At 66.4% G+C, this 26,871-nt stretch carries 19 protein-coding genes; 12 read left to right on the top strand and 7 right to left on the bottom strand.

Features of this window, described 5'->3' with window-relative positions; all coding sequences use genetic code 11:
• Positions 1-225 precede the first annotated feature (225 nt).
• Positions 226-3,738 (top strand): MobF family relaxase, encoded by a 3,513-nt coding sequence (gene mobF, locus ACZYRU_RS14765; protein WP_488957848.1) that lies wholly within the window; start codon positions 226-228, stop codon positions 3,736-3,738.
• 696 nt (positions 3,739-4,434) lie between these two features.
• On the opposite strand, the gene ACZYRU_RS14760 is transcribed toward mobF, so the two are convergent.
• Complete coding sequence (locus ACZYRU_RS14760; RefSeq protein ID WP_488957847.1) at positions 4,435-5,346, bottom strand: NaeI family type II restriction endonuclease; 912 nt, start codon at positions 5,344-5,346, stop codon at positions 4,435-4,437.
• Between the two features lie 155 nt (positions 5,347-5,501).
• On the opposite strand from ACZYRU_RS14760, the gene ACZYRU_RS14755 reads away from it, so the two are divergent.
• Entirely contained in the window at positions 5,502-6,527 is a 1,026-nt protein-coding gene (locus ACZYRU_RS14755) for a DNA cytosine methyltransferase (protein ID WP_488957846.1), read from the top strand.
• Between the two features lie 13 nt (positions 6,528-6,540).
• Here ACZYRU_RS14755 and ACZYRU_RS14750 read toward each other — a convergent pair whose 3' ends face one another.
• Entirely contained in the window at positions 6,541-7,233 is a 693-nt protein-coding gene (locus ACZYRU_RS14750) for a hypothetical protein (protein ID WP_488957845.1), read from the bottom strand.
• Between the two features lie 120 nt (positions 7,234-7,353).
• On the opposite strand from ACZYRU_RS14750, the gene ACZYRU_RS14745 reads away from it, so the two are divergent.
• The 3 genes from ACZYRU_RS14745 to ACZYRU_RS14735 are packed head-to-tail and all read left to right on the top strand — an operon-like array spanning position 7,354 to position 11,403.
• Entirely contained in the window at positions 7,354-8,760 is a 1,407-nt protein-coding gene (locus ACZYRU_RS14745) for a hypothetical protein (protein WP_488957844.1), read from the top strand.
• Positions 8,757-10,586: a DEAD/DEAH box helicase gene (locus ACZYRU_RS14740; RefSeq protein WP_488957843.1), complete on the top strand. Its 1,830-nt coding sequence runs from the start codon at positions 8,757-8,759 to the stop codon at positions 10,584-10,586. The genes ACZYRU_RS14745 and ACZYRU_RS14740 overlap by 4 nt, the downstream gene beginning before the upstream one ends.
• Before the next feature lie 7 nt (positions 10,587-10,593).
• Positions 10,594-11,403, top strand: a complete 810-nt coding sequence (locus tag ACZYRU_RS14735; protein ID WP_488957842.1) for a protein NO VEIN domain-containing protein — start codon at positions 10,594-10,596, stop codon at positions 11,401-11,403.
• 8 nt (positions 11,404-11,411) lie between these two features.
• On the opposite strand, the gene ACZYRU_RS14730 is transcribed toward ACZYRU_RS14735, so the two are convergent.
• A complete protein-coding gene (locus ACZYRU_RS14730) occupies positions 11,412-11,873 on the bottom strand; it encodes a very short patch repair endonuclease (protein WP_488957841.1) in 462 nt (153 codons plus the stop codon).
• Positions 11,874-11,882: 9 nt separating this feature from the next.
• Entirely contained in the window at positions 11,883-12,266 is a 384-nt protein-coding gene (locus ACZYRU_RS14725) for a DUF3846 domain-containing protein (protein WP_488957840.1), read from the bottom strand.
• A gap of 192 nt (positions 12,267-12,458) precedes the next feature.
• Here ACZYRU_RS14725 and ACZYRU_RS14720 point away from each other — a divergent pair, with 192 nt between their 5' ends.
• From ACZYRU_RS14720 to drmB, 5 genes are read left to right on the top strand one after another with little or no spacing between them, the layout of a single operon-like run.
• Entirely contained in the window at positions 12,459-13,400 is a 942-nt protein-coding gene (locus tag ACZYRU_RS14720) for a hypothetical protein (protein ID WP_488957839.1), read from the top strand.
• The gene (locus tag ACZYRU_RS14715) at positions 13,397-14,911 is read left to right on the top strand and encodes a DISARM anti-phage system protein DrmE domain-containing protein (RefSeq protein WP_488957838.1); all 1,515 of its coding nucleotides are present in this window, start codon (positions 13,397-13,399) and stop codon (positions 14,909-14,911) included. The genes ACZYRU_RS14720 and ACZYRU_RS14715 overlap by 4 nt, the downstream gene beginning before the upstream one ends.
• Positions 14,899-16,599: a nuclease-related domain-containing DEAD/DEAH box helicase gene (locus ACZYRU_RS14710; RefSeq protein WP_488957837.1), complete on the top strand. Its 1,701-nt coding sequence runs from the start codon at positions 14,899-14,901 to the stop codon at positions 16,597-16,599. The genes ACZYRU_RS14715 and ACZYRU_RS14710 overlap by 13 nt, the downstream gene beginning before the upstream one ends.
• Positions 16,596-20,114 (top strand): helicase-related protein, encoded by a 3,519-nt coding sequence (locus tag ACZYRU_RS14705; protein WP_488957836.1) that lies wholly within the window; start codon positions 16,596-16,598, stop codon positions 20,112-20,114. The genes ACZYRU_RS14710 and ACZYRU_RS14705 overlap by 4 nt, the downstream gene beginning before the upstream one ends.
• Positions 20,111-22,042 carry a DrmB family protein gene (gene drmB / locus ACZYRU_RS14700; protein WP_488957835.1) on the top strand — a complete coding sequence of 644 codons (1,932 nt, stop codon included), beginning with the start codon at positions 20,111-20,113 and terminating at the stop codon, positions 22,040-22,042. The genes ACZYRU_RS14705 and drmB overlap by 4 nt, the downstream gene beginning before the upstream one ends.
• A gap of 220 nt (positions 22,043-22,262) precedes the next feature.
• Here the strand turns inward: drmB and ACZYRU_RS14695 are convergent, their stop codons facing one another.
• Positions 22,263-23,588, bottom strand: coding sequence for a tyrosine-type recombinase/integrase (locus ACZYRU_RS14695; RefSeq protein WP_488957834.1), 1,326 nt, complete (start codon positions 23,586-23,588; stop codon positions 22,263-22,265).
• Positions 23,585-23,818 (bottom strand): excisionase family DNA-binding protein, encoded by a 234-nt coding sequence (locus ACZYRU_RS14690; RefSeq protein WP_488957833.1) that lies wholly within the window; start codon positions 23,816-23,818, stop codon positions 23,585-23,587. The genes ACZYRU_RS14695 and ACZYRU_RS14690 overlap by 4 nt, the downstream gene beginning before the upstream one ends.
• A 145-nt stretch (positions 23,819-23,963) precedes the next feature.
• Between ACZYRU_RS14690 and ACZYRU_RS14685 the strand changes: the two genes are divergently transcribed.
• Positions 23,964-24,671: an HAD family hydrolase gene (locus ACZYRU_RS14685; RefSeq protein WP_488958083.1), complete on the top strand. Its 708-nt coding sequence runs from the start codon at positions 23,964-23,966 to the stop codon at positions 24,669-24,671.
• Here ACZYRU_RS14685 and ACZYRU_RS14680 read toward each other — a convergent pair.
• Positions 24,634-25,548, bottom strand: a complete 915-nt coding sequence (locus tag ACZYRU_RS14680; RefSeq protein ID WP_488957832.1) for a RecB family exonuclease — start codon at positions 25,546-25,548, stop codon at positions 24,634-24,636. The two genes, ACZYRU_RS14685 and ACZYRU_RS14680, sit on opposite strands and share 38 nt — an antisense overlap.
• Positions 25,549-25,623: 75 nt before the next feature.
• Between ACZYRU_RS14680 and ACZYRU_RS14675 the strand changes: the two genes are divergently transcribed.
• Positions 25,624-26,754: a site-2 protease family protein gene (locus ACZYRU_RS14675; RefSeq protein ID WP_488957831.1), complete on the top strand. Its 1,131-nt coding sequence runs from the start codon at positions 25,624-25,626 to the stop codon at positions 26,752-26,754.
• Positions 26,755-26,871 lie beyond the last annotated feature (117 nt).

Genomic DNA, 26,871 nt, shown 5'->3' with positions numbered 1-26,871 from the left:
GTCCCGCTTCCGCTCTCCGTCTTCGTCGTTCCCCGTCGCTCCTTCAGCCGTCTCGCTCACCTCGTCCCCCACCTGCCCATCGCCACTCCGCACCTCGCATCCCTCCCGCTTCCACCCCTCCTCAGCTACCGCCTCCTTGCCTTCACACGGTGTGCAGATCGAGGGGGTTGTGGAGAAGGAGGCGCACCTGAGCGCTGTGGGACGGAAACGGCCGTGACGGTCTCGATGCGCCGGGTGTCCGCGGGCAGCGGCTACCAGTACCTCCTGCGCAGCGTCGCGGCCGGCGACGGCAACCGCGTCCTGTCGACGCCGCTGACCCGCTACTACTCCGAGGTGGGTACGCCGCCCGGCCGCTGGCTCGGGTCCGGTGTCGGCGCATTCGGCGCCGGCCAGCTCCGCCCAGGCATGCAGGTGAGCGAGGAGCAACTCGCTCTGCTCGTCGGAATGGGCCGCGACCCCATCACGGGAGCGCAGCTCGGCCGGGCGTATCCGTCGTACAAGCGGCTCTCGGACCGGATCGACGAGCGCGTCGCCGCTCTCGATCCGGAGATGACTCAGGAGGACTGCGCCGCGGAGACGACGCGGATCGAGGCCGAGGAGACCGCGGCCGGGATGCGGCGAGCGGTGGCTGGGTTCGACCTCACCTTCAGCGTCCCGAAGTCGGTCTCCGTGCTCTGGGGTGTCGCCGACGCCGTCACTCAGGAGCGGATCGTCGCCGCCCATCACGCGGCGGTCGCAGACGTCATCGCGCTGTTCGAACGAGAGGTCGCCGCTACCCGTGCGGGCATCTCCGACGCTGACGGCGCCGTCGCACAGGTCGACGTGGCGGGTGTCGCGGCCGTTGCCTACGACCACTTCGACTCCCGCGCCGGGGACCCGCAGCTCCACACCCACGTCGTCGTCGCCAACAAGGTCCTCACCGTCATGGACGGCCGCTGGCGAAGCCTCGACGGACGCCCGGTCTTCGCCTCGCGCACCGGCTTGTCTGCGCACTACGACGCACTCCTGGCGGACCGGCTGTCGCGCGACCTCGGCATCGAGTGGGAGCTGCGGCAGCGCGGACCCGACCGGAATCCCCGATGTGAGATCGCCGGTGTCACTGACGACCTGATCACCGAGTTCTCCAGCCGCACCCGCGAGATCGAGCTCAAGAAGGACGAGCTCATCGCGGAGTACGTCGCCCGCCACGGCCGGAGGCCCTCGGCGAGGACGATCGTCGAACTCCGGGCCCAAGCCACGCTCGCCACGCGCCCGGCGAAGGAGGTCCGGTCGCTGGCCGATCTCACCGTGGGATGGCGGCAACGCGCCGCGGAGCGGTTGGGGACCGAGCCCACCGGGTGGTCGCAGTCGGTGATCGGCCGACACGGCGACTTACTGACAGCGGAGGACGTGCCGCTGGCTGCGATCGAGGCGATCGGCGCCGAGGTGGTCGCGGCCGTCTCTGTGAAGCGGGCTGTGTGGACGCATTGGAACCTGATGGCCGAGGCAGCGAAGCAGACGACGGATCTGAGGTTCGCGACAACCGAGGACCGCGAGGCCGTCCTCGGCCTCATCGTGGACGCAGTGCAGGCACGCTCCGTGGTGCTGACGCCGCCGGAGCTCGCTCTCAGCCCGGCCCGGTTCCAGCGCGAGGACGGCTCGAGCCGGTTCCGGCCGCGGCATGGCGAGAAGTACTCCTCGATCGCAGTGCTCGAGGCCGAGGGGCGGTTGTTGGCACGCGCCGAGAAGGTGACCGCGCCAACGGTGTGCGTCGGGGCCGGACGAGCAGGTGGCCGTGGCAAGGTCTCGCTGACTGTTCAGCAGTGGCGTGCAGTGGAGAGCATCTGTCGCTCAGGGCGACAGGTCGACCTCTTGGTCGGACCGGCTGGGGCTGGCAAGACCACGACTATGAGGGCGCTCCGCACGGCCTGGATCATCGAGCACGGGCGGGGGAGTGTCGTCGGTCTGGCCCCGTCCGCCGCGGCGGCCCAGGCGCTGGCCGACGACCTCGGTGTCGCCTGCGAGAACACCTCGAAGTGGCTCCACGAGTACGACCACGGGCGCACCGAACTGCGGCGCGGTCAGTTGGTGATCGTCGACGAGGCGACTCTGGCCGACACGGTGACGCTCGATCGGCTGACCATGATCGCCGCCGGTGCGTGCGCCAAGATCCTGCTGGTGGGCGACCCACATCAGCTCCAGTCCGTCGACGCCGGCGGAGCCTTCGCGCTCCTCGTCGACCGACGTGCGGACGCGCCGGCGCTGAATGAGATCCACCGGTTCGCCAACGAGTGGGAGAAGGAGGCCTCGCTCGCGCTGAGCCGTGGTGACGTCCAGATCATCTCGACGTACGGTCGCGCCAAGCGGATCCGGGAGGGCCTCACCGAGGAGATGGTCGACGCGGCGTACGTGGCCTGGCGCGCCGACTGTGCCGCCGGTCGCGCGAGCATCCTCGTGACCGAGTCGGCGCGTGATGTCCGCGCGCTCAACGAACGCGCCCGGGCCGAGCGCCTGCTCCTGGACGGTGCGGTCGACCACCGCGAGGTCAACCTGGTTGACGGCTGCCGAGCCTCGATGGGCGACATCGTGATCACGCGCCAGAACGACCGCCGGATCAGGACGATGCGTAGCGGGTGGGTGAAGAACGGCGACCGCTGGCTCGTCACAGACATCCGGCGTGACGGCTCACTCCTCGTCAAGCGCCTCGACGGCCGCGGTGGGCGAACGGTCCTGCCGCCGGAGTACGTCGCCGAGCACGTCGACCTCGGTTACGCCGTCACCGCGCATCGCGCTCAAGGAGTCACCGTCGACACGGCGCACGTCGTCGTCACTGCATCCACGACCCGGGAGAACCTCTACGTCTCCATGACCCGCGGCCGCGAGGCCAACATCGCGTACGTCGCCCTCGACCAGCCCGATGACAGCCACTCCGCGCCGGAGGCGGATGACGTGACGGCCAGAACAGTCCTGTACGGCGTCCTCCAGCACAGCGGCGCCGACCTCTCGGCCACGCAGACCATTGAGGCCGAGTACGAACTTCACGGCGGCATCGACCGCCTCGCGGCCGAACTCGAGACGATCGCCGCTGAAGCTCAGCACGACCGCTTCAACGACCTGCTCAGCCGTTCCGGGTTGACCGACGAGCAGCATGCCGCGGTCGTCGAGTCGACGGCCTTCGGCCCGCTCGCGGCGGTACTACGACGCGCCGAGGCATACCACCACGATCTCGAGCGTCTTCTGCCTCGAGTCGTTGGTCGACATGGTCTCGAGGACGCCGACGACATCGCCGCGGTGCTCCGCTACCGAGTCGACAAGCTCGCAGCGACTCCGCCGCGCGGCTGTCGGCTCCGTCCACGACTGATCGCCGGGCTGATCCCTGAGCCGCTCGGCCCGATGTCAGCCGAGGACCGACAGGCGATAGAGCAACGCAAGGAACTGATCGAGTCGCGCGCTCGTGCCCTTGCCGAGGGCGCGGTCGCCTCCGGTGAATCGTGGGCCCGGCGACTCAGGCCGCGTCAGGTCGGCGAAGGCTTTGACGGAGCCTGGCTTGACAAGGCGGTGACGGTGGCCGCTTACCGCGATCGCTACAAGATCATCTCCGATCTCCCAGTTGGCGGCGGAGCGAGGAACGAGGCTCAGCGGGCGGACCGTCGTAGGGCGCAGGTCGCGTTGAGGGAGGTCCTCGCCGTCTCGGGTGTCGACCGGCAGGCACTCGGGGCCGAGGCGAATTCCCGAACCATTTCGGTCCCACAGGTCTGAGAACTCACGAGTTCTCCACAGGTGCTCTGTCGATGGTGGCGATGATGCCAGCCGTTCGCGTACGACAGGTCTGTCCCTCGGAAAGGTGGCCCATCGTGATTCTTGTGCTCGCTCTCCCCGTCGTTGCTGCAGTTGCCATGGTGTACCGCTGGATGCAGCGCTACGCCCCGTCCAACGTACTTGTTCGACGAGTGCGGGCGTCGCGCCCACGGCTGAGCACCGCGCTCATGCTGATGGCTCTGACGGCGGTGCTCTTGCTGACGGTGAAGATCACAGCGAGCGCGGCGGAGGCGGGCGCCCCAGGGTGGCTGAACGCCGTCGTCCTCTTTCTCGCGTGGGACGCGATCAAGATCGCGTTGCTTACCGCGGGCTGTGCTGCCCGGGGAGTCTGGCGAACTGTCCCGCTGCCTTGTCGGGCACCTCTGGCTCGCCGGCCCGCATAAGGTTCAGAGCCTGATGCTGCACTCACGATTCATCGTCCGGTCGGGCACGGGTGAGGTTCTGGGGATCTTCCCGGCGCCGATTGCTGACCACGCTGAGGAGATCCGTGCTCTCCTCTCGAAGCACCCGGGCGCAGCGATCAAGTCAATGGTGACGACCGACGATCCGTGCGCGCTGCATCCGGCCTACGAGGTGGACAACTGCCCGGCCTGCGGCCGACCTGGACCGGGGGAGTGAGCCAGGATGGATTGTCGATCACTCCTGGATTCGAAGAGGGGGCACCTCGATGCCCGCCTGCGCGAAGAGAACACGAGGGACCGCAACCCAGTCCTCCGGGCCAAGCTGATGACCGAAGGCGCGGGCCGCTTGACGTTCATCTACCCACTTGCCCACAAGGACGATCAGATCGTGCTCGTGACGCAAGGTTGCCTTGGCCTCACGCAGCCGCTTCATCGGGTCATGGAGTCCAGCCCCCACAGTCACCAGCGACGATCGAGGAATAACAACACCCGGCAGGTAGGTAAAGAGAGCCGTCGCCCGTTTGCGCAGGCCCTCGGTGCCGAACACCACTTCGACCTGGTCGTGGGTGAGCAAGGCGAGCGGTTGGGGCGGCAGGTCAGTCCACGGCACCAGCTCGAGCGCATATGCCCTGAACGCATCGACGAGTGGCGAGCGCTTGAGGTCCTGATTTCCCTTTCCGCCGCTGAGCCACGCGCGGTGAGCCCGCATCAGCCACGCCGCGAACTTGTTGCCCTTGGGGTCGATCCTGATCAGGATCGTGACCTGGCATTGCCCCTCGCGCGGAATCATCCAGGGAGCGGTCGCGTCGCGGACAGTCCCCTTGATCTCAACGGGGATCCCGGCGATCTCGGTATCGAGAGGCGGCACCTTCTTGAGACCAAGCTGCTCGATGACGTGGTATTGCAGTTTGGTGCCGACCGAGGAGCGCTCGTCGGAATCGACCTTCGGGTCGAGCAGGTCAAAGCGCCACGTCCGAGCGCCGTCGAGGACGTACTTGACGGCATCATCGGCTGCGGTACGGAGAAGGTCCGTCAGTGGCTGCGCCACGAGCCATGCATGCACCTCCTGAAGCTCAGCATCTTGCGAGGGATCGATGATGACGTGCGACGGGGCCTGAACACCCCTGCGCGCATCGGGCTGGCACATCGCTCCAGGCGGCACGACTGCTGGTCTTGGCGGCACGGCCTGACGCTAGCCCACCTAGCTCCCGACAGACGCACCATCCCGGCAACCGAGGTAGAACATGTGTTCGACGGCGTGGCAGCGCCAGAAATGTCCTTCGTCCCTCGTAGGCTTCGGCCATGACCAGCCGATCCCTGACCTCGATCGAGATCTGCGCGGGTGCTGGAGGCCAGGCGCTCGGTCTCGAGCAAGCTGGCTACGAGCACAAGCTTCTGGTCGAGTACTGGCAGCCTGCCTGCGAGATCCTTCGCGCCAACCAGCCCGATTGGCGGGTCGAGCAGAAGGACGTCCGTGAAGTTGAATTCAGCGAGTTCGCTGACGCCGATATCGACCTCGTTGCCGGCGGCGTGCCCTGCACCCCGGCATCCAAAGCAGGCAAGCAGCTAGGCGCCTCCGACAGCCGCAACCTTTGGCCGGACGCGCTCCGCATGGTCGAAGAGGTCCGCCCTCGTGCAGCGATGTTCGAGAACGTCCGTGGACTCATGGACGACAAGTTCGCGGGATGGCGCCAAGAGACAATCGATCGACTCGAAGCGCTCGGATACAAGGATCCGATCTGGAAGATGGTCTACGCGGCGGATTTCGGCGTTCCGCAGTTGCGGCCGCGCTCCGTGCTCGTTGCATTCCGGGAAGCCGTAGACCGTGAACGGTTCAGGTGGCCCGAGCCGGTGACTCCTGCCGATGCACGCGTCACCGTTGGCGAGGCGCTCAAGGATCTGGTGTCGGCGAATGGCTGGCGGGGAGCAGGGCGCTGGGCCTCCGAGGTTGCGACCACGATTGGGCCCACCCTGGTTGGTGGTTCCGAGAAGCACGGCGGGGCCGACCTTGGCCCCACCCGAGCACGTGCCCAGTGGCTCCGGCTCGGAGTTAACGGCATTGGACTTGCCGACCACGGTGTGGCCCCAGGCGCGGACTGGCCCGAGGACATGCCGTTCAAGCTCAACGTCCGCATGGCCGCGCGAATCCAGGGCTTTCCCGATACCTGGAAGATCGATGAGGTTCTGCGGAAGACGAACGCGTACAAGACGATGGGCAATGCGTTCCCGCCGCCGGTTGCGCGGGCAATGGGTGTTGCCATCCGCGATGCTCTTGAGCCGAACTGGGCAGAGCAGAACGAGCGCGGTGTGAAGGAGGATGCGGCCTGACGGTCGCGTCCCGTTACTCGAAGCTGCTGAGCCGCTCTGCCACGTGCTTGCGCTCGTCCGGAGGCACGCGCAGGTAGGCCGACCACGCCCGATCGAGCTCAGTCGTGCCGCGGCGGCCGCGCTCCATCCATCGCATCAGCCTGCGGAGCTCTCGGGGGCTGAGGTCGGCTGCGGCAGTCACCGCTTCGGCGGCGGTGAGCGGTGGAGGAGTTTCGCCCGACCGGCACCGCTTGCACTCGGTGACAAGCACTTGCTTCACCACTCCACCGTCTTCGGAAACCGTACGCTGTGAGACGGCGAGGACGGCCGTCATTACCGCGTTGTCCGGATACGGCTCTCCGCCGGCAATCCCGCACAACGTGCACATGTACCCATCCCGGGCAAGGACCGCCTGGCGTTCCTTCGTGCTGATCGTCTTCTCGGGGGCGTTGGCTCGCCTTGCCTGTGGATCCCAGACCGGCACGCCCGCCTTGACGAACCTCTGGTCCTCACGAAGCAGTGACGCATCCTCAGCGCTCGAATAGACGACCCAGCCGTAGTCGCGCAGGTCGCGGATCCTTCGATCCACTTGCGAGATACCGGGGAAGGCGTCGCGGAGCTGGTTCTTCGTGAACGTGTTGCCCTCGCCGACAACCTGCAAGAGCCACAATGCTCCCCGGACCATCGTCCCGCCGGCCCCCGGGTCATCCCACACTGGCTGCTCCACTGGTGACTTCTCCTCCCTCGTACGGCGGCCACCCTACTGATCCACTGCGAAGTGTCGGTGCCCTTTGCCAAGATGGCCTACCGCGAACTTCGCCCCGGAAATGACTCGATAGGAGCACAAGTGTCCGACTTCGGAATCCCTCCCAAGGGGGAGGAGATCCAGGCCGTCATCAACCAGCGTCTGAGGCAGGCGATGACGGAGGACGGCGCGAAGGTCACCATCGACTGGCGCGGCGAGCCGCGGCACCTCTACGTGATCTCGATGCCGGTGGACATGCTCTACTTCAACCCTGACACGCACCGGATCCGCGCGCAGCGGACGCTTGATCCCGAGCGCAACAAGGCGATCGACGAGGACCCGTGGGGCCAGGCAGCGCAGGATTATCTCCATGACCTGCTGCGGCAACGGCCGTCGAACCCGGACCAGACGGACCCGGACTACACGGCGCTCATGGACGAGCTCGACGACGTCGGCCAGCGCGAGCCTGGCATCGTCAGCCCGCACGGCATTCTGGTCGATGGGAACACCCGCGCGGCCGCGCTCATCGACCTTGGAGTGCAGAACATCCGGGTTGGCGTCCTCCCCGACGACACCACGCGCAAGGACATCAACAGCGTCGAGCTGTCGTTGCAGTTGCGCAAGGACCGTCGTCGCGACTATTCCTACATCAACCGCTTGATCGCGATCGACGAGGAGCTTGGCCGCGGCCGCTCCGAGGGGGACGTCGCGAAGGACTTCAACATCAAGCTCCAGACGCTCCAGCGCGACCGCTGGGTCTACAAGCTCATCCTGGATGCAATCGAGCGCAGCAAGACCGATGCCGGCGCATCCCTCCGGCTCATCGACTTCGAACAGCACCAGGAGAAGCTCCGCGAGCTTCACCGCGACTACACCAAGCTCGCTACGACTGACCCGGATGCGGCGAAGCGGTTGTTGCACTCCCGACTGGCGCTGGTACTCCTCGATTACCCAAAGACCACCCTGCGTCTGGCTGAGTCCGACTTCCACACTCGGTATCTCGAGACCCGGCTGCCTGAAGAGCTCAAGCCGAAGGTCACGGCGACACCGCCCGTCGCGGTTCCTGGTATTCCTGGAGCGACGCTTCCCAGCCCGAGCAGCGACGCCGCGGCCACCGAAGCGCTGACCAATCAACTGCTTCGGGCGAAGGCCGTCTCGACCGACGGTGCCAACTCGACGCCGGAGCAGGTCGCGCAGGCCTCAGCCACGATGAAGCAGGCTCGCGACACGTTCGACGTCGCCGTCAAGCTTGCCGGTCAGAACGCCGAGCTGAAGAAGCGACAGACGGCTGTCCCTGAGCGTCTGACTGACGCCGCCGACTACGTGGTCCAGTGCGCGAACGAGTTCGCGGAGGCGAGGGCCAAGCGCGCACTCGACGAGGAGGCGTTCGACGACGCGCTCATCGTGCTGCGTGACAGCCTCGAGAGCCTCGCCCGGCAGGCCGGCCGGGCCTTCCCGACGCCTGGTGACGGTGTGGCCTGGCTCCTCGACGCCGTTCGGTCGCGATGACGGAGGGCGCTCCGAGCCTCACGATCGGGCTGTCGGCCGAAGTCGCGAGAGCGAGGATGGTCGCCCGGCCTGGGCTTGAGGCCGATCTCCGCCGACTCGCCGTCGGGTTCCAGACGAGCACACAGCGAACGGCGGGGAGCATCGAGGTTGATCTCGACGACCTCCTGACGCATCTCGAAGTTCTAAGCAGCTGGCCCCACACTGGCGCCGACGATGTCGTGTGGGAGCCCCACCTGCAGTCACTTGTCGTGGACGCACTGCAGGACGCCCAGACGGTCTCAGCGCGACTCGATGCGCCCGATACGCCGACTGAAGTCGACCCCGAAGCCGTCCTCGGATTGCTGGGCCCAGAGTGGGCCGGCGATCTCACTTCGTTTCAGAAGCGGGACATCGCCAAGCTCCTCTCCCTGCGACACGGCGCGAACTTCTCGGTCCCCGGCGCGGGCAAGACGCGCGTTGGGCTAGCTGTCTTCCAAGCGCTCCGCCACCAGGAAGGCATAGAGCGACTCCTCATCGTCGGCCCCAAGTCTTGCTACGACGCCTGGAAGTACGAGAACGCGGAGTGCCTTCGGAGGCCACTCATCATGGACGTCGTCGACGGTGTGCCCTCGGGCACGTCGGAAGCCATCATCGTGAACTACGAGCGACTCGCCAACATGGTCACATCACTCGGCCGGTGGCTAACGGAGAAGCCGTCGATGATCATTCTCGATGAGGCGCACCGGATGAAGCTGGGAGCCAGCGGCACCTACGGGGCAGCCTGTCTGGCGCTCGGGCCGCGCAGCCGGCGACGTCTGATCCTGACCGGCACTCCGGCGCCGAACGGCGTGCGGGACTTGGAGAACCTCTTCGGCTTCGTCTGGCCCGGCACTGGACGCCAAAGTGTGCTGCGGGCAGTTAACGGCGGCGATCTCTCCGCCGCCAGTAAGGCTTTGCGGCCGTTGTTCACCCGCACGACGAAGGGCGAGCTGGATCTCCCGCCGGTAGACACCACGCTGCGTGTCGTGCCGCTGCCGCCCCTGCACGCCGAGATCTACGAAGCACTCGTGGGCCAGTTCTCAGCACGGGCTGCCGGGTCCGAAGGAGACTTCCAGGCGCTTGGGCGGATCATCGTCTACATGCTGATGGCCGCGACCAGCCCCGCGTTGCTGGCGGTTGGCACGACCCAGTACGAACCGCTCGCCTACCAGGTGCCGCCACTACCAGTCCCGGAGCGCTCCTCGCTCTACGAACTGATGCAGGACCTACCTGCATACGAGATGTCGCCGAAGTACCAGGAAACCCTCTCGATAGTTCGGGAGAACGCGGCCGCTGGTCGCAAGACGCTCTTGTGGTCGACTTTTATCCGTAGCCTCAACACCCTTGAACGGGTACTCGCACCTTTTGGCACCGCGATGGTTCACGGAGGAACTCCAGATCGCGACGACCAGATCCGGCGCTTTCGCACGGACCCCAACTGCATGGTCCTGCTGTCGAACCCAGCAACCCTGGGGGAGGGCATCAGCCTGCACCACGAGTGCCATGACGCCGTCTACGTGGACCGTGACTTCGCCGCCGGCCGCTTCCTGCAAAGCCTCGACCGGATCCACCGGCTCGGGCTGCGCAAAGACGTCAGGACTCGCGTCACGGTTCTCGCATCTGAGGGCACGATCGACGAAGTCGTTGCGTCACGTCTTGCCGAGAAACTCAGGTTCATGGGCGGGATCCTCGACGACCCCGCTGTCCAGCAGCTCGCGGATCTTGAGGAAGAGCCGTCAGTGGGCGGCGGCATCGACCGGGGCGATCTGGCGGCGCTAAAGAGGCATCTGCGTGCGCCTTCCGCCTGAGCCCGTCTTGCTCGCCGCCAAGCGTTGGCTGGAGATTCTTCCGACGAGCGGCGGCGTGCCACGAGCCCAGGCACTACTGACTACGCATGCGCGGTACAGCGACCTGACCCCGACCCAATACGCAACCGCGCTCACGTGGCTTCGAGACCTGGACCTGCTCGAAAGCGTCGGCTCACGGGTGCCAGCGGCGAACATTGTCCTGGGTGCCATCTTTGAGAAGGCAGCGCCACCTTGGGTCCAGGATGCTGACGAACTTGTTCGTTCACCTGACGAACTGCCTACGGACATCGTCACGGCCGGCGAAGCGCTCGGCCTGGCTGCTTCTGCGGTCTACGAGCAGCTCATCTCCAGCTGGGGCAAGGTCGACACAGCGGCACGAGAGCGAGTGGGGGCGGCAGGGGAGGCTGCGCTCGTCGGTCTACTTCGCGAGAAGTCCGATGCCCTCGTCGAGCATGTGTCGACCTGGTCTGACGGTTTCGGCTATGACGTCGCCGTTTCCACGGAGGCTGTCTCCGGCCACCTCGAGGTCAAGAGCACCACGCGCCTCGGGAGATTCACTGCATACCTGTCACGTCACGAGTACGACGTCATGCTTCGCGACCCCAATTGGGTGCTCGTCACCGTGCGGCTGACCACCGAGTTCGATCTCGCTGGCGTGGGCTCCGTTCCGTCGGATTGGGTGGCAGCCAACGTGCCCCAGGACGTCGGCACACTCGGGGCTTGGGCGGCGGTGAAGCTCAGCATTCCTGTGGAGGTTATCTCGGGCGGGATTCCCCACCTCGGGGAGGAACTCTCCGCCGCCTTACCGGGGTGGTGAGGTGGTCGTCACGAACGATCACGGCCCTGACGCTGCCGCTCGTCAACGACCGCGGCGGCGATCGCCGAAGCGACGTCGGCGGGCGATTCATGCTCCCAGAAGCGAAGCACACGCCATCCTGAATCAGTGAGGCGAGCGGTGGTGTCGAGGTCACGCGCCATGTTGGTCGCGATCTTGGCCGGCCAGTAGTCGACGTTGTGCTGAAAGCTCTTCCTGCCGTGTTCCGCGCAACCGTGCCAGAAGCAGCCGTCAATGAAGACCGCAATGCGCTGCTTTATGAAGACGATGTCGGCACGACGACGCAGCCCTGCGACGGGAGCGGCCGCGACACGATACCTGAACCCGCGGGCATGCAGGAGGCGCCGGACGGCGAGCTCGGGTTTGGTGTCGCGCGAGCGGTTCGCCTGCATGTTGCGCCGACGGCCTGGGGACGATGCCCACGAGTTGTCCGCGTTGAGATCCTCGCTCACTATGCCCATCTAACCCGGCTGGACTTCGATCCCGTGCCGTTTGAGCGCCGCGAGCGTGGCCGGCGAAACATCGGCAGAGACGAGATCGCCGGAGGGCCCGTTCGTCTCTCCGACGACCAGGGCGCGCCCGTTGATCGTGTCATCAGGGTACAGGCCCGCATTGTGGCGGTGGGCGATCTTCGTCGCAAGCAGGTTCGTCGCCAGCCTGCGGTTCTTCCCTGACGCATCCACCCAAAGGACGCTCCCTCCGTCGATCTCGACTGCCTCGATCGAACCCTCGATCGTGGCGGCAATCGTGCCAGGGACGTTCAGGCTCATTGGACGTAGGAGCGCTGTCTCTGAATCGGGATCGGTCACGAGCGCGAGCACCGGCGCAGTCTCGTCATAGTCCACGCAGCCATTCTCGCCCGTCCGACCCGCTCCGCGGCGTCGTTGCAGGCCAGCCCAAGATGAAACTGGCAGTGGTTGAGAATCTCCGGCGGATTTTGCGGACTCACGACTTCTGTCGGGGCCAACGCCTAGCATCCAAACGCGATTGGTGAACGGTCCAACCTTCGGGTTGTCGGCGACAGGGAGGAGGGATGGATGACTGCGGTTTCTGCAGCGCCTCGTGTGATGCTCGGGATTGCAGACGAGCCGGGCGGGCCACCTGTCAGTGCCCCGTGGATCGGCGCCTTCGTCAGCCTCGGATCTCGTCTTCGCCGGTATGCGACCGAACTAGACGGACGCCAGCTCGTTGTGGCGGTCTCTGTCCCTCGTCGCGACTACGTCGCTGCGCTCGTGGGCTGTGGCTGGATGCTCTCGAGCCCCGCCCCACAGCTGGCTGAGCCGATTGATGTCTTCCGGGCCGCTGACCGGACAACCTATCTGCGAGCTGTCACTGATCGGCTGATCATCACCGGCGCCTTCTCGTCGCTCGAGGAGAGCCGAAACGATCCGCGGGTTCTTACGGGCGGCAAACTGTTGCCTGTGGCGCGCTACAAGGCGGTGGCTCAGCTGGACGGGGTCGCCGACCGCGCGGTGGGCGACGTGCCGAATCCGGGGTACCTCGCCGAGCTAACGGGCGCTTCCAAAAACTGGGCGGCACGGCTTGCGGCTCCGTCGGCCGATCTGGCACTCGTTGGGACCGCAAAGTGGCTCCGCGAGGATCTCAACTCCGTCATCGGTGACGGTGCAGCCGACAGTGGGCAGGGCACACCCATGAGCGCGTACGTGCTGCCCGACGACGACCGTGCGGCCACGTGGTCCACGCCAATCGTCCCTGCGTACCGATTCGGCGAGGGCTGGGAGCTTCCCGCGACGTGCCTGATGACAGTCCTCGATCGCTTCGGCGCCATCAAGCTCCTGAACGACATCACGACGCCGGTGGTGCTGTGTATTGTCGATCGCTCGGTGGCGGATGAGTCGGCGGCAGAGACCGTGATCGAGGCCCGCCACAACAACAGTCGACCGGTGTCGATCGTCGACGAGCTCCGGTGGCGTCCGCCCACGGCGGTTGAAGCCTTGGCGTTCACGGTGGCCGTATGAGCCGGATAGAAGACGTCGCGCATCGCTACGAGGCTGCGGGCTCCCTCATGCACCAGGGTGTGTCGATCTTCGCCGTTGGAGATCCTGCCGGGGCTCAGCTAAATGCCGCGATCCGTCGCGCGCTGTTCGCCCTCGGAGATGAACGAAGCGAGGTCTGGAACGGCGTACTCCAGGCCGCTAACGCGCTGCGATGGCGGCGCATGACGCAGCCGCAACCCAGGGAGTTTCAGACGAACCAGCCGCTGATCGACGACATCGTCCGGCAGGCGAAGCGTCTCCGGAAGCTCGTCAGCGATGGAGACCTGCTCGACCTCATTGCGGATGCAGCGGTGGCCGTGGGTGCGACAGACTCGCCGACCGGTGCCGTCTTGCTCGAATCAATCCAGGAAGTTGGACCGGACGGATGCGTCGCCGTCGCGAGCAAGGGAGCTGCTCGCGCTGGTTTGGCTTCGTGGCTCGATGAAGTCGGCGCCACGGTCTTGATCCCGAGCGAACTCGATGCAGTCAGGCGAACGGTCGAGATCAGCTACGTCATCGCTCCGCCGACCTTCATGCCTTCCTCCGTGGTTACAGCGCCAGTGACCCCCGAAGTCACGTTCCTGATGCCGGCTTGGTTCGGGAACCGCTCAGTGCCGTCCTCCACGCTCGGCGTTCATGCGGAGGGGCAGATCGTTGTGAAGACCACCGTGCACCAGATCGGGGACACGGCCGAGCCTGAGAACGCAGTCGCTGAGGACGAGGACGTCACCGACGTCTACTTTCCCCAGCCGGTTTGGGGCACGCGTACGTCCGGCGACCGTGAGCCGACAAGTGATGAAGTGGAGGCATGGAAGGTCCTCCTCGCTGGCGGCCAGGGCTTGTGGCTCGACGACGGCGATCGGATCCGTTCGCTAGACCCGAAACAGCCCGAGGGTGCCCGCGTTGGGTACGAAGCCGTGAAGAGCATCGTGCCTGGCACCTACCTCGTCCTTCGCGAGGGCGAGACCGAGCGCGGCGCAATGTACGACCAAGCTGTCGTCTCACTGGGGGCGAGAGCGACTGGAATCCTCGCTACTCAGGCGCGATGGAAGGCTCGCCTCCAAGAACGACTGGCGCATGTCGGGTCCCGTAGGGCGATGTCAGAGCTCGAACGTGTAGGGGTGCGTTCCTATGGCCAAGTGCGGGCATGGGCAGATCCGCGCCTGATATGCCCTCAGCGCGACGCGGACTTCGCGCTGCTCCTCGACTGGCTCGGTGAGCCGGCGCAGCCGACCTACGGCAACGCGATCACCCTTCGACGGGCCGTCTACAAGGCAAGTGCCGATCTCCGCAAGGAGCTCGAAGCGGCCGTTGGGCATGCCGACCTGCGGGTCCTGGAACGTGATGGGATTCTGCACTTGGACCTGCCTCGCGAAGGCTTCCGCGGCATGATCGTTGCCCGGGTCCTCGCGAAGGCGCCATTCACCGAAATCGTCAGCCGCCATCAAGTTCGCGTGCCGTTCACGGACGGGAGCGCCCAGTGGCTCGACTGATTCCCCCGCTCTTTCCGGAAGGGGCAGCACCGGGGGAGAAGTCGGTCTATCGGAAGCTCGCAGAGGATCGGACGACCGACGACTGGATCGTCCTCCACTCGCTCAACATCGCCGAACATGTCCGCAACCCGGAGGGCGAAGCAGATTTCGTCGTCGTTGCACCAGATCTCGGAATCCTGGTGATCGAGGTGAAGTCGCACGAGCACTTCACCTTCGATGACGGCGTCTGGCGACTGGGCAACCAGGCCCCGACCACGCGGGGTCCGTTCAAACAGGCTGCAGAAGCGATGCACTCGATTCGGAAGGACCTACTGAAGAAGAAGATCGATCTCAGGTCGATTCCGACTCTGAGCGCCGCATGGTTCACAGCGACCCGTGCACGGACGATGCTCAAGCCCACGAACGAGTGGTTCGACTGGCAGGTGCTCGACTCAGAGGACCTAAAGAACGATCCAATTGGTGCGATCCGTCGCGTCTTCGCAGGTGGGGTCGCCAACCTCGACGCCACCTTTAACGGCTTCTCCTACGGGGGCGTCGGGCCTGACCGAGCAACGGCAAAGCAGATCGCCATGCTTCTTCGGCCGAACTTTGAGTTCGGCATCGTCGCCGGGGACGTGCGGTCGGCGCGCGAGCATCAGCTCGTCCGTTTCGTAGAGGAACAGTTCCTCGCACTCGATGCCATGTCCGAAAACCAGAGCGTGCTGTTCACCGGACCGGCCGGGTCAGGCAAGACCTTCCTGGCTCTTGAGGCGGCACGTCGCGAACTGGCCCTCGGGCGAACCGGAAGCCTCATCTGCTTCAACAGGCTGCTTGGCCGCCGCCTAGCGGAGGACATCAGTGACCCAGGCTTGTCGGTCGGCACGTTCCATAGCCAGCTCTTGGCGCTGACTGGACTCAAGGCGCCGGCTGACGCCAGCCAAGCATTCTGGTCTTCCGAGCTTCCCGAACGAGCCGTCGAGGTGCTGCTTGAACTGGGTGAGCCGCCTGCTGACTTCCTGATCATCGACGAGGTCCAGGATCTCCTAACCGAGACATATCTAGACGTCTTCGAGCTGATGGTCAAAGACGGACTCTCCGGCGGCCGGGTCCTCATGTTCGGCGACTTCGAGCGCCAGGCCATCTACGACGATGGTCGTGGCCGCGAGCTCCTCAAGGAGGGCATGCCCCACTTGCCGTCCCACCGACTCACGATGAATTGCCGGAACCTCCCGAGAATCGGGTTCAGCGTCAATTTCTTCAGCGGGCTCACCCCCGGGTACCAGAGGTTCCGACGCGACGACGACGGAACCAACCCGGTCCTCCTCAAGTACGTGCGTGGCGAGGATCAGTCGCCGCTGCTGCGTCAAGCGGTCGAGGCGTTGCGCGACGAGTCGTTCGACCTCAGCGAGATCGTGGTGCTCAGTCCCCTCGGCACAGGTTCAGTCGCCGCGACCACGAGCGATCCATGGCTCAAGAGCGTGCTTGTCCAAGTTGGAGGCGACACCATCAAGAAGGGGAGGATCCGCTACTCGTCGATCCAAGCCTTCAAGGGCCTCGAAGCGCCGGCCGTGATCGTTACAGACCTGGACCGCGTGAACGTCCCGAACTTCGAGTCCGTCCTTTACGTGGGCCTGACCCGAGCCACCGATCGCCTTTACGGCGTCATCGAGGAGAGCACCGGGCTAGCAGGAATGGCAGGGAATCAATGAGCGGTGTTGAAGCACGCGGCGTCGTCGAGGCGGCAGTACGACGCGAGCTGTTCGGGCCGCCTGACGGCGAGGCACCCAGCGGCAATCCCATCGACTGCTCCGGACCGTCGCTGTCCTTCCAGAAGAAGGACGAGGTCAATGGACAGTTCCACGACCGCGACACGCTCGAGGAGGTGCTGACCCGGTCCGATCCGCTGCGCCGGTACGGCGTCGGTGTTCTCTACAGCGGGGGTACGCCGACAGGCAGTCTTGCATCCGAGGGCGACGACTCCGCCGTCATTCCAGGACTCCCCGAGAGCGAGGAGAACCCCGAAGAGCCGCCGTCGGAAGTACGGGGCCCACGTCGGCAAGACCAACCGGATGCCGACGACTTTGACCTGTCTGACGCGAACCGGCGGAAGCCGTCGGCCATGGCGATCTCCTTCAAGGTGCGCGTGGCCGACGAGGCAGCACTCAGGATCCAGGTGACTGGTGCCTACTACGACCCGGTCAAGGTCACCGCGCCAGATACGCCGCCGCTGACCTGGTGGGTCCGGCGCCCATTCGTACTCGACGCAACTGCCGCAGCGGAGGTGCTGAGACGCGAGCGAAAGCGCTCGCCACTGCCGACGACACCAGTCGTCGTCGAGCCCAAGATCGAGCCGCGCATCAAGCCCAGTGTTTCAGTCTTCAGCCGCGCTGTGCCCGGTGAGGCAGACCCTGATCTTCGCCTGGTGACGCTCGCTGTCGTCGATGACGCCGTCGGAACGGGATCGGGAAGTGCGTTTTTCCAGGTCGCATTCTCGGCAACGGCAGTCGACGGTCTGCGCATTGAGCCCTACCCAGATGTCGAGCAGCCAGACAGCGACGAGGAGGAGGAATCGATCGCGCTCCTCTACCGGCACCGACGCACGTTCGCCATCGGCCACGGATGCGCCGCGACTTGGGAGGACTCAGTAGACGAAGACGGCGACCCGACGGTCCCGTTTGTGAAGGCGGACGCAATGCCGGCCTACGAGGTCACCAGCCTGACGCCGGACGTCTTCGAGGAGCACCCCGACGGCACTCGTACCCCGGTCAGCGTCAGCATGGAGGAGCTCGCAAACACGACCGCCACCGGTGAGGCCCAAGTTGAGAAGGTCCTCGAGCTCTATGCCCAGTGGATCGACGACCGCAGAAGGTCGATCGGTGATCTGCCAGCGCGCTACCAGAACGCGGCGCAGGAACACATGAGGAAGTGCACTGAAGCCCTCGAGCGCATGAGGGAGGGCTGGTACCTGGTACAGCATGACCCTCTCGCGGGCCGGGCCTTCCAGCTCGCCAATTTCGCGATGCTCTATCAGCAGGTTCGGTCGCGGCTCGAGCCGCGAGATCTGATCAAGGACAAGCAGGGGGTCTACCGGCCCGACGGGCCGCACCCGGCTGCAACGCCCGATCCGAACGGTGGCCGCTGGCGCGCGTTCCAGATCGCCTTCATCTTGGCGAGCCTCCCCGAACTCGTCGACCCAACCCATCAGAAGCGCACGTTGGTCGACCTGATCTTCTTCCCTACTGGTGGCGGAAAGACCGAGGCATACCTTGGCGCATCGGCCATCTCCTTGCTCGCTCGCCGGCTCCGCAACCCGGACGACGCCGGCACCGACACCCTCATGCGCTACACGCTGCGTTTGCTCACGGCCCAGCAGTTCCTGCGGGCATCGTCGCTGATCTGCGTCCTTGAGGACGTCCGCTCGGGCCAGCAGGATGAACTTGGGACAGCCCCGTTCGGGATCGGCGTTTGGCTCGGCGGGGATTCAACGCCGAACCGGTGGACGGCAGCCGAACGAGCGCTGGCGGAACTTCGACGCGATTCCCGCGCTTCGAACAAGTTCCTGCTCCTTAAGTGCCCGTGGTGCGGCGCACGAATGGGACCGGTCAGTAAGCCGCGCGGGCAAGACACTCCTGGCTACGTGTGGTCCGGCGGCCGCTTCCTCTTCCGGTGCCCGGATGAACACTGCCGATTCAGCGGCCGCGAGGGCCTGCCCGTCCACGTCGTCGATGAGGGCATCTACGAGTCGCGCCCGTCAATCGTGATCGGCACTGTCGACAAATTCGCCACCATGGCCTGGCAACCCGCTGCTCGGACGATGTTCGGCCTCGGAGAGCACGGTGAACGGATCTACTCGCCGCCAGGCTTGATCATCCAGGACGAGCTCCACCTCATCTCGGGTCCGCTGGGGTCGATGGTCGGCTTGTACGAAGCCATGATCGATGACCTCACCACGGACCGTCGCAGCGATCCGCCGGTGCCCGCAAAGATCATCGCGTCGACTGCCACAGTGCGTCGCTATGAAGATCAAATCCTCGGACTGTTCGGTCGCGAGGACGTCGCCCTGTTCCCGCCCCACGGGCTGGAAGAGGGGCGTTCGTTCTTTGCAGAACCCGCACGGCTGCCAGATGGCAAGCCAGCACCAGGGCGGCGGTACCTCGGTGTCATGAGTCCGTCACTCGGCTCCACACAGACGGTCCAGGCGCGAGTCGCGGCGGCAACCCTTCAAGCCGGACCGCAGATCCCGAATCCAGCCGATCGGGACGGCTACTGGACCAACCTCAACTTCCTGAACAGCCTTCGAGAGCTCGGCAACACACTGTCATTGCTGGACTCCGACGTTCCTGACTATCTGGTCGGCCTGCAACGGCGTGACGGCATCACGCCGAGGTACCCGCGTAATAAAATGGAGCTCACCTCGCGCCGTCGCAGCGACGAGATCCCGAAGGCAATCGAGGAACTGGAGTTCCGCCTGCCGCATCCTGATTGCGCGGACGGCGCCAAGTGCGTCGGCTCCGGAGCTTGCCCCGAAAACGCGAAGTGCGTGGACATTTGCCTCGCCTCGAACATCATCGAGGTTGGTGTCGATATCGACCGCCTCGGCCTGATGACGATCGTTGGTCAGCCGAAGACCACCGCGCAGTACATCCAGGTCAGCGGTCGCGTGGGCCGCAATGTGAAGACGCCCGGCCTTGTCATCACGATCTACGGGTCCGCGAAGCCGCGCGACCGCAGCCACTACGAGCGGTTCCGGACCTATCACCAGCAGCTGTACGCGCAGGTCGAACCCACGTCGGTGACGCCCTTCGCGGAGCCGGTGCTGAAGCGTGCACTGCACGCTGCCGCGATCTCGCGGATGCGCCAGCTCAATCCCACGCTTGACCCCAGCCCGTTCCCACAGGCCGAGTTCGAGGACTCGATAGCGCTGCTTCGAACGCGAGCTGCTCTCGTTGACAGCGACGAGTTGCCGGTTTTCGATCAGTGGGTCGCCGAGCGCTCGCGCCAGTGGGAGAAGGGCGAGCGCACGACGTGGGCGACGGTGAACTACTTCAACGGCGACCCGAAGCAGGGACTGATGCGTCCGGCTGGCGATCTTGCGGATCCCGGAAACAAGAACATCACCTGGGAAACACCGATGAGCATGCGCAGTGTTGACGCCGAGTGCCAACTCTCCGTCACGCTCGACTACCTCACCGATGACCTCGAAGAGCCGGAGGCACAGGCATGACGTCAGGCAGCATGCGCCGAGCGCAGTTGGTGTCGCCCTTCGGCGTCGGCGCCATGAGCGTGCTCGTCGATGGCACATCCGTCATCACGGCCGGGCTCGACCACTGGTTCCCCCGCAACAACGCCGACCTGGCGCTGGAGGACTTCCGGGTCAACGACTGGCGACTTGAGGCACGGCTGAAGGTGCAGGAGTTTCGCCTGCCTCCGGACTACCGCAAGGGCTCGCCGGAAGATCACCGCAACGAGAAGCTGACCGTCCCAGCGCTGAGGTTCCCGTGCTACTCGTTCTGCATGTACTGCAAGCGGCTCAAGAAAGTGCCACTCAGCTTTCAGGATGCAGTGCGATGCGACGAGCCCACTTGCGTGGGGAAGCGCCGGTTCGGGCCGAAGATGTCCCAGGTGCCCTTCGTCGCGATCTGCGGCAATGGCCACATCGATGACTTCCCATTCAGGGAATGGGTGCACCGATCGAGGAATCCCACGTGCACCGGAGTGCTGCGACTGTTCTCGACCGGAGGCGGCGGACTCGAGGGCCAGGTTGTCCGGTGCGGCTACGACGCCAAGAACAAGCGAGATGAGCGCAAGGGCTGCGGCGCGTCGCGGTCCCTACAAGGCATCACGACCGGAGGCATGAAAACCGAGTCAGGGGAGGACAGCACTTTCCTGACGCAGCAGTTGGCCGGCCGGTCGGATCCGTATCTATGCACCGGGGCCCGGCCGTGGCTGCATGAAGAGGACGGCCCGTGCGACCAACCGGTTCAGGGTGCGCTCCGGGCCAGTGGCAACGTCTACTTTCCGTATGTTGAGTCCTCGATCTTCCTGCCACAGAAGGTCGGTGCTGTCAGTGGCGCGATGCGCGATCTCCTCAAGCGGGCCGACGTCGAGCCGACCATGGCGTTCCTGTTCACGATGCGGGGCAAGGACGCCACCGTGGCTGAGATCCGGCAGGCCACCCGGGGAGCCGGAGATCTGTTTGACCAATTCACCGACGACGAGCTGCTCGCGGCCTACCAGGACAGATTCGGCATTGGTTCATCCGAGGAGGGCGACGACGATGATGAATCGGGCGACCTGGATATCTGGCGCTACCCAGAGTTCAAGCTGCTGCGCGAGACACCTCAGGACGACGAGCTGCGCGCATCGGATCCAGGCGTTCACCCCGCCATCGGGACTCACATCGAGCGCGTCCGCAGCGTCACGGTCCTGCGCGAAACGCGGGTGCTCCGCGGGTTCACCCGTGGCCGAGACCGTGATCTGAAGATCGCCGAGGGCAAGGCCCTGCTTCGTCGTCGTCCGCTGCCGCCGGACAAGGACTGGCTGCCGGCCTACGTGGTCAAGGGAGAAGGAATCTACTTCGAGCTTGCCCCAGAGCGGCTTTCGGCCTGGGAGGCGCGTGGCGATGTCCAGGCGCGGGCGGATCGAATCGCGAACCAGTATGGGCAGGTGATCACCGACCGTGGTGGGAGCCCGCGTGACATCTCGCCGCGCATGATCATGTTGCACACGGTCGCACACCTCCTCATCAACGAGCTTGTGTTCACTTGCGGGTACAGCTCGGCATCGCTTCGCGAGCGGTTGTACGTGTCCCGTGAGGGCTCTCGGGACATGGCCGGCCTGCTGATCTACACGGCTGCCGGTGATTCCGAAGGGACGATGGGCGGGCTGGTCCGCATGTCGCGACCTGGCCGCCTGCAGCCAGTGTTTGCCGCCGCGCTCAGCGATGCCCAGTGGTGTTCGACCGATCCCGTCTGCATGGATGCGGGCGAGCGCGGCCAAGGGCCCGACTCGTGCAACCTCGCTGCCTGCCACGGGTGCGCGTTGCTTCCCGAGACGAGTTGCGAGGAGTTCAACAGGTTCCTCGACCGAGGTCTTGTCGTCGGGACCTTCGAGGATCCCACCCTGGGCTTTTTTTCCGACCTCAGCTCCTGAGGTCGCGCCTGAGCGCTGCGCGAAGTTCGTCGTGAGTTCCATCTTGACAGGATCTCGGGACACGGAGTTGCCCCGGCGCCCTCGGGCCACACAGGGGCCACACAAGAACGAAAAACGACCCCTGACGCTGGAAGACGTTGGAAGGTGTCTTCGCAGGTCAGGGGCCGTTTTCAGGCACTCAGCCGGTGGGCGTCACCCACGCGGGACTAAATGTCGTAAATCAGCTCGAACCCGGCTCGCCGAGGTCCGTCCTGGGCCTCTGTGTTGCAAGGAGCTCGTCGAGAGCCGCCGCGGCCCGCGACTGGGCGTCATGGAGCAGGTGCGCGTAGGTGTTCAGGGTGACCTGCGCACTGGCGTGGCCGAGACGCTCCTGGACGACCTTGACCGACTGACCGGCTTCGAAGAGCAGAGACGCGTGGGTGTGACGGAGCTCGTGGACGGTCAAGATGGGTAGATCGCGCTCGGGATGCGCGTGCCGGTAATGCTTCTGCACGCGCTTGAATGCCGCATGGAGCCCGGACTGCGTTGCGGACCGGCCGGGCAAGCTCGGAAACACCGGATCGTCGGCCCGAAGCCCGCGTAGCGGAGCGACATTCCCCATCCCGCCTGCGAGAAGGCTTGGCAGCTCCTTGCGCCAGCCCTGCAGTAGATCGGCGCAGGTCTTGTCGTAGGTCACCGTCCGCGGGCGTCCGCCCTTGACCTGTCCGATCACGTAGCGCTCGCCGAGGGGGAGCGTCTCGTCGTAGTGCAGCGCTCGTTCGACCCGCAACTCGTTTTTGTTGGTGTCGAGGTCGCCCCATCGGAGCGCGAGGATCTCGCCGGAGCGGAGCCCGGTGCGGCTCAGGATGATCCAGACCCGCGCGAATGGTTCGTCTTCGGCGAGGGCCCACTCGCAGAAGTGCGTCAGCTGATCGACGTTCCAGATGACGAAGGGTTTCACGCGCCGCGCGCTTTCACCGCGCGGCCGGCCGGCATGCTTCGAGTTCGCCGGGTTCTTGTGGATGAGCCCCTCGTCGACGGCGGCGAGGAAGATCGAGTTCACCCAGTTCGCGTAGCGCGCGACGGTCGATGGTGCGAGGCCCTTCTGGCGCCGCTTACGCGATGGGATCTGTTTCGTGCCGTTCTCCAGACCGCGGTAGGCAGCGGCCAGGTCCGTGGGGCGGATGTCCGCCATCCGCACGAACCCGATGTAGGGATCCATTGCGTCCAGGACGCGCTGGATGTACATCCGGGTGCCGTTGCCGACGGGATGCCCTTCGAGCCAGCGGCGGCCATAGGCGCCGAACGTGTCGCGGCTGACTACCTGGGGTACGCCGCGCAGGGTGTCGGCACGGAGCAGCGTCAGGCCATCCTCCGCGTCGGCATAGCTGGCGAACCCCGCGCGGGACACGGTGCGCGTCCCGTCGTCGGGGCGGCGCGGGTCGATCGGGACCTCGATCTCGTACCGCCACCGCTTCCCAGCCTTGGTCTGGTACGACGTGATCGACCCGGTGCCCTTCTCCCGGCGAGCGCGCCCGCCGGCGCTCGCCGGCCGCCGGGCGGTCATCCCGACTCCGACGAGGTGATGCCGAACGCAGCCAGGAACGGCCGCCGGGGGATGAGGACGCGCCGGCCCAATCGGATCGCGGGAATCGTGCCGTCCTCGATCGCGTGGTCGACGGTCCGGGCGTCGACCGTCAGGAGCGCAGCCACCTCGGCCCGGTTCAGGACCTCGCGGTCGGTCGTGCGTGCTTCCGCCCAGGTCGTGATCGGGGCGGCGATCGTGTGGTTGCTCATGTACCTGAGGTGCGAGCGGGCGACCACTGGAGGGATCTCAACCCCGCCAGATGTCAGCCGTTCACCGGGATGCCCGTCAATGGGGCCGGGCGCGCACCTAGGGTGCATAGTCGCATCGTTAGTCGCATGAAGCTTGTTGGAGGGCATTCTGAACACCGCGTCTTCTCGTGAACCTGCAGGTCAGCACGAGGAAGTTGGTCAGAGGCTGCCCGCGGCCGTCCTCTGGGACATGGACGGAACCCTCGTCGACACCGAGCCCTACTGGATGGCGACCGAGGAGGCCATCGCCGCCGAGCACGGCGGCACCTGGACCCACGAGGACGCGATGCAGCTCGTGGGCAACGACCTGCTCGTGTCGGGGGAGTACATCAAGGCCAAGCTCGGCCTCCCGCAGACCGCCGAGGAGGTCGTCGAGATGCTGCTCGACGGCGTCGTCGACCAGGTCCGGCACGCCGTCCCGTGGTGCGCGGGCGCCCGCGAGCTGCTGCTGGCCCTGCACGGCGCCGGGGTGCCGTGCGCCCTGGTCACCATGTCCTACCAGCGCTTCGTCGCGCCGATCCTCGAGCACCTGCCGCCCGAGACCTTCCGGGTGATCGTCACCGGCGACATGGTCGACAATGGCAAGCCGCACCCCGAGGCCTACCTGACCGCGGCCGCGGCGCTGGGCGTCGACCCCGCCGACTGCATCGCGATCGAGGACTCGCCGACCGGTGCCACGTCGGCCGCGGCGGCCGGGTGCACCGTGCTCGTCGTACCGAACCACGTGCCGGTCCCGCCCGGTCCCGGTCGCGTGTTCCGGGAGACCCTCGAGGGGGTCACTCCGCAGGAGCTGGGCTCGCTGCGTCCGGCCTGACCGCCTCACGCTCCGCGGGGTACGGCGGCGGGGTGCCGCCGTACGCCGGGCACAGCGCCTGGTGGGCGCACCACGTGCAGCCCGCGCCCTTGCGCGCCTCGAACGCCTGACGCTCGGTTGCGGCCCGGATCGCGTCCCACACCGCCAACACCTTGCGCTCGGTGGCGAGCAGCTCGCGCTCGTCGGGCTCGTAGCGCAGCACCTCGCTGTTGCCGAGGTAGACCAGCTGCAGCATCTTGGGCACCACGCCGCGCATCCGCCACAGCACGAGGGCGTAGAACTTGAGCTGGAACAGGGCCTTGCCCTCGAACATCTCGCCGGGCGAGAGGCCCGTCTTGTAATCCACCACGCGGATCGCGCCGTCCGGGGCGACGTCGACCCTGTCGATCACGCCCCGCAGCAACAGCTTCGCGTCGGTGAGCGTCTCGACGTACAGCTCCCGGTCGGCGGGCTCGAGCCGCGTGGGGTCCTCGAGGTCGAAGTACCTGGCGAGGACCTCATGGCAGGACGCGAGCCACGCGGTGATCTCGGGTCCGTCCTCGGGGAACATCGAGGTGACCGCGGGCTCGACCTGCTGCAGCTCCTCCCAGGCCGGCGCCAGCATCCGGTCGGCCTGCTCGGGCGTGCGGTCGGTCGCGGGCAGGTCGAAGAGCTGCTCGAGGACGCGGTGGATCACGGTGCCGCGCACGGCGGCGGGGGACGCCGGCTCGGGGAGCCGGTCGATGCTGCGGAAGCGGTAGAGCAGCGGGCAGTTGAGGAAGTCGCCGACCCGCGAGGGCGAGAGCGCACCGAGCACCTCGACACCGTCGACCCGGGTGCCGCCCCGCTCCGACGGATCGGCCGGCTCGATGCCGGCGGTTGCTGGTGTGCTGGTCATGCGATCGACAGTAGGGCAGCCCTCCGACACCACGCCGAGGACGTCCGGCAGCCGAATCCCGGATAGCCTCGTGGTGTGTCCGGAAGACAGCGATCGGCCCAGGGGCGTGCGCCCCTGCCCCGGGGCATGTTCCGGATCGGCCGGATCGCCGGAAGTGACGTGCTCGTCTCCAGCTCGTGGTTCGTCATCGCCGGGCTGATCGCCGTGGTGATGAGCCCGCGGGTCGAGCAGGTGCAGCCGGGCCTCGGCGCGTGGACGTACGTCGTCGGCATCGCCTTCGCGATCGCGCTCTACCTCGCCGTGCTGCTCCACGAGGCCTCGCACGCCGTGGTGGCCCGCCGGTTCGGGTTCACGGTCCACTCCATCACGCTGCACTTCCTCGGCGGCGCCACCTCCATCGAGGGGGAGGCGCGGCGACCGCGCCAGGAGTTCTGGATCGCCGTGGTCGGCCCGATCACCTCGATCGCCGTCGGAGCGGCCGCCCTGGCGGCCTGGTTCGTCACCCCCGACGGGCTGCTGCGCCTGGTCATCGAGGGACTGGCCGGTGCCAACCTGATGATCGGTGTGCTGAACCTGGTCCCCGGCCTGCCGCTCGACGGCGGCCGGGTCCTCAAGGCGGGCGTGTGGGCCGTGACAGGCCGGGTGCACACCGGCACCGCCGTCGCCGCCTGGACGGGTCGCGGCACCGCCGTCCTCGTCGGTGCCTGGGCGCTGTGGTCCTCCCGCGCGGGTGACGTCGTCAACCCGCTCGTCCTGCTGATCGTCGCCCTCTTCCTGTGGACCGGCGCCAGCCAGGCGCTCGCGGTCGCCGGGATCACCCGTCAGTTCGACGGCGTCGTCGCCAGCGACCTCGCCCGACGGGCGCTCACCGTCCCCGACGACCTGCCCCTGGCCGAGGCGATGCGCCAGGCCCGCGAGGCGGGCGCGGGGAGCATCGTCACGGCCACGGCCGACGGACGCCCGGTCGGCGTCGTGGACGAGACCGCCGCGCGCGCCGTACCCGCGGACCGTGCGCCGTGGGTCGCCGTCTCCACCGTCGCCCGCACCCTCGAGCCCGGCCTGGCGCTGCCCGTGTGGATCACCGGCGCCGCGCTGCTCGACAAGGTCAGGTCGACGCCCGCGTCGGAGTACGTCCTGCTCGAGGACGACGGCCGGGTGTACGGCGTGCTCGCTGCGGCCGACCTGATCCGCGCCGTCCGAAGATAGAGGTTGGCGCCAGCAGGTGACGCCTGCTGCGCGCCGCGACCCGCGGGCGCTGGCGGCGTTGGCGTCGCTCGATGGGCGGCCGAGCACGTCGTCGCTCCGCCGCCTTGCCCTCACCCG

The sequence above is a fragment of the Nocardioides sp. F233 genome, assembly GCF_057813895.1.
The sequence above is the reverse complement of the archived record's forward strand: the minus strand, read 5'-3'. Positions and strand labels throughout refer to the sequence as shown.

Bases quoted from the DNA above. Each gene is read 5' to 3' on its own strand.
- mobF (WP_488957848.1), top strand. From the start codon at position 226: ATGCGCCGGGTGTCCGCGGGCAGCGGCTACCAGTACCTCCTGCGCAGC.
- ACZYRU_RS14760 (WP_488957847.1), bottom strand. From the start codon at position 5,346: ATGTGCCAGCCCGATGCGCGCAGGGGTGTTCAGGCCCCGTCGCACGTC.
- ACZYRU_RS14755 (WP_488957846.1), top strand. From the start codon at position 5,502: ATGACCAGCCGATCCCTGACCTCGATCGAGATCTGCGCGGGTGCTGGA.
- ACZYRU_RS14740 (WP_488957843.1), top strand. From the start codon at position 8,757: ATGACGGAGGGCGCTCCGAGCCTCACGATCGGGCTGTCGGCCGAAGTC.
- ACZYRU_RS14720 (WP_488957839.1), top strand. From the start codon at position 12,459: ATGACTGCGGTTTCTGCAGCGCCTCGTGTGATGCTCGGGATTGCAGAC.
- ACZYRU_RS14715 (WP_488957838.1), top strand. From the start codon at position 13,397: ATGAGCCGGATAGAAGACGTCGCGCATCGCTACGAGGCTGCGGGCTCC.
- ACZYRU_RS14705 (WP_488957836.1), top strand. From the start codon at position 16,596: ATGAGCGGTGTTGAAGCACGCGGCGTCGTCGAGGCGGCAGTACGACGC.
- drmB (WP_488957835.1), top strand. From the start codon at position 20,111: ATGACGTCAGGCAGCATGCGCCGAGCGCAGTTGGTGTCGCCCTTCGGC.
- ACZYRU_RS14695 (WP_488957834.1), bottom strand. From the start codon at position 23,588: ATGACCGCCCGGCGGCCGGCGAGCGCCGGCGGGCGCGCTCGCCGGGAG.
- ACZYRU_RS14690 (WP_488957833.1), bottom strand. From the start codon at position 23,818: ATGAGCAACCACACGATCGCCGCCCCGATCACGACCTGGGCGGAAGCA.
- ACZYRU_RS14680 (WP_488957832.1), bottom strand. From the start codon at position 25,548: ATGACCAGCACACCAGCAACCGCCGGCATCGAGCCGGCCGATCCGTCG.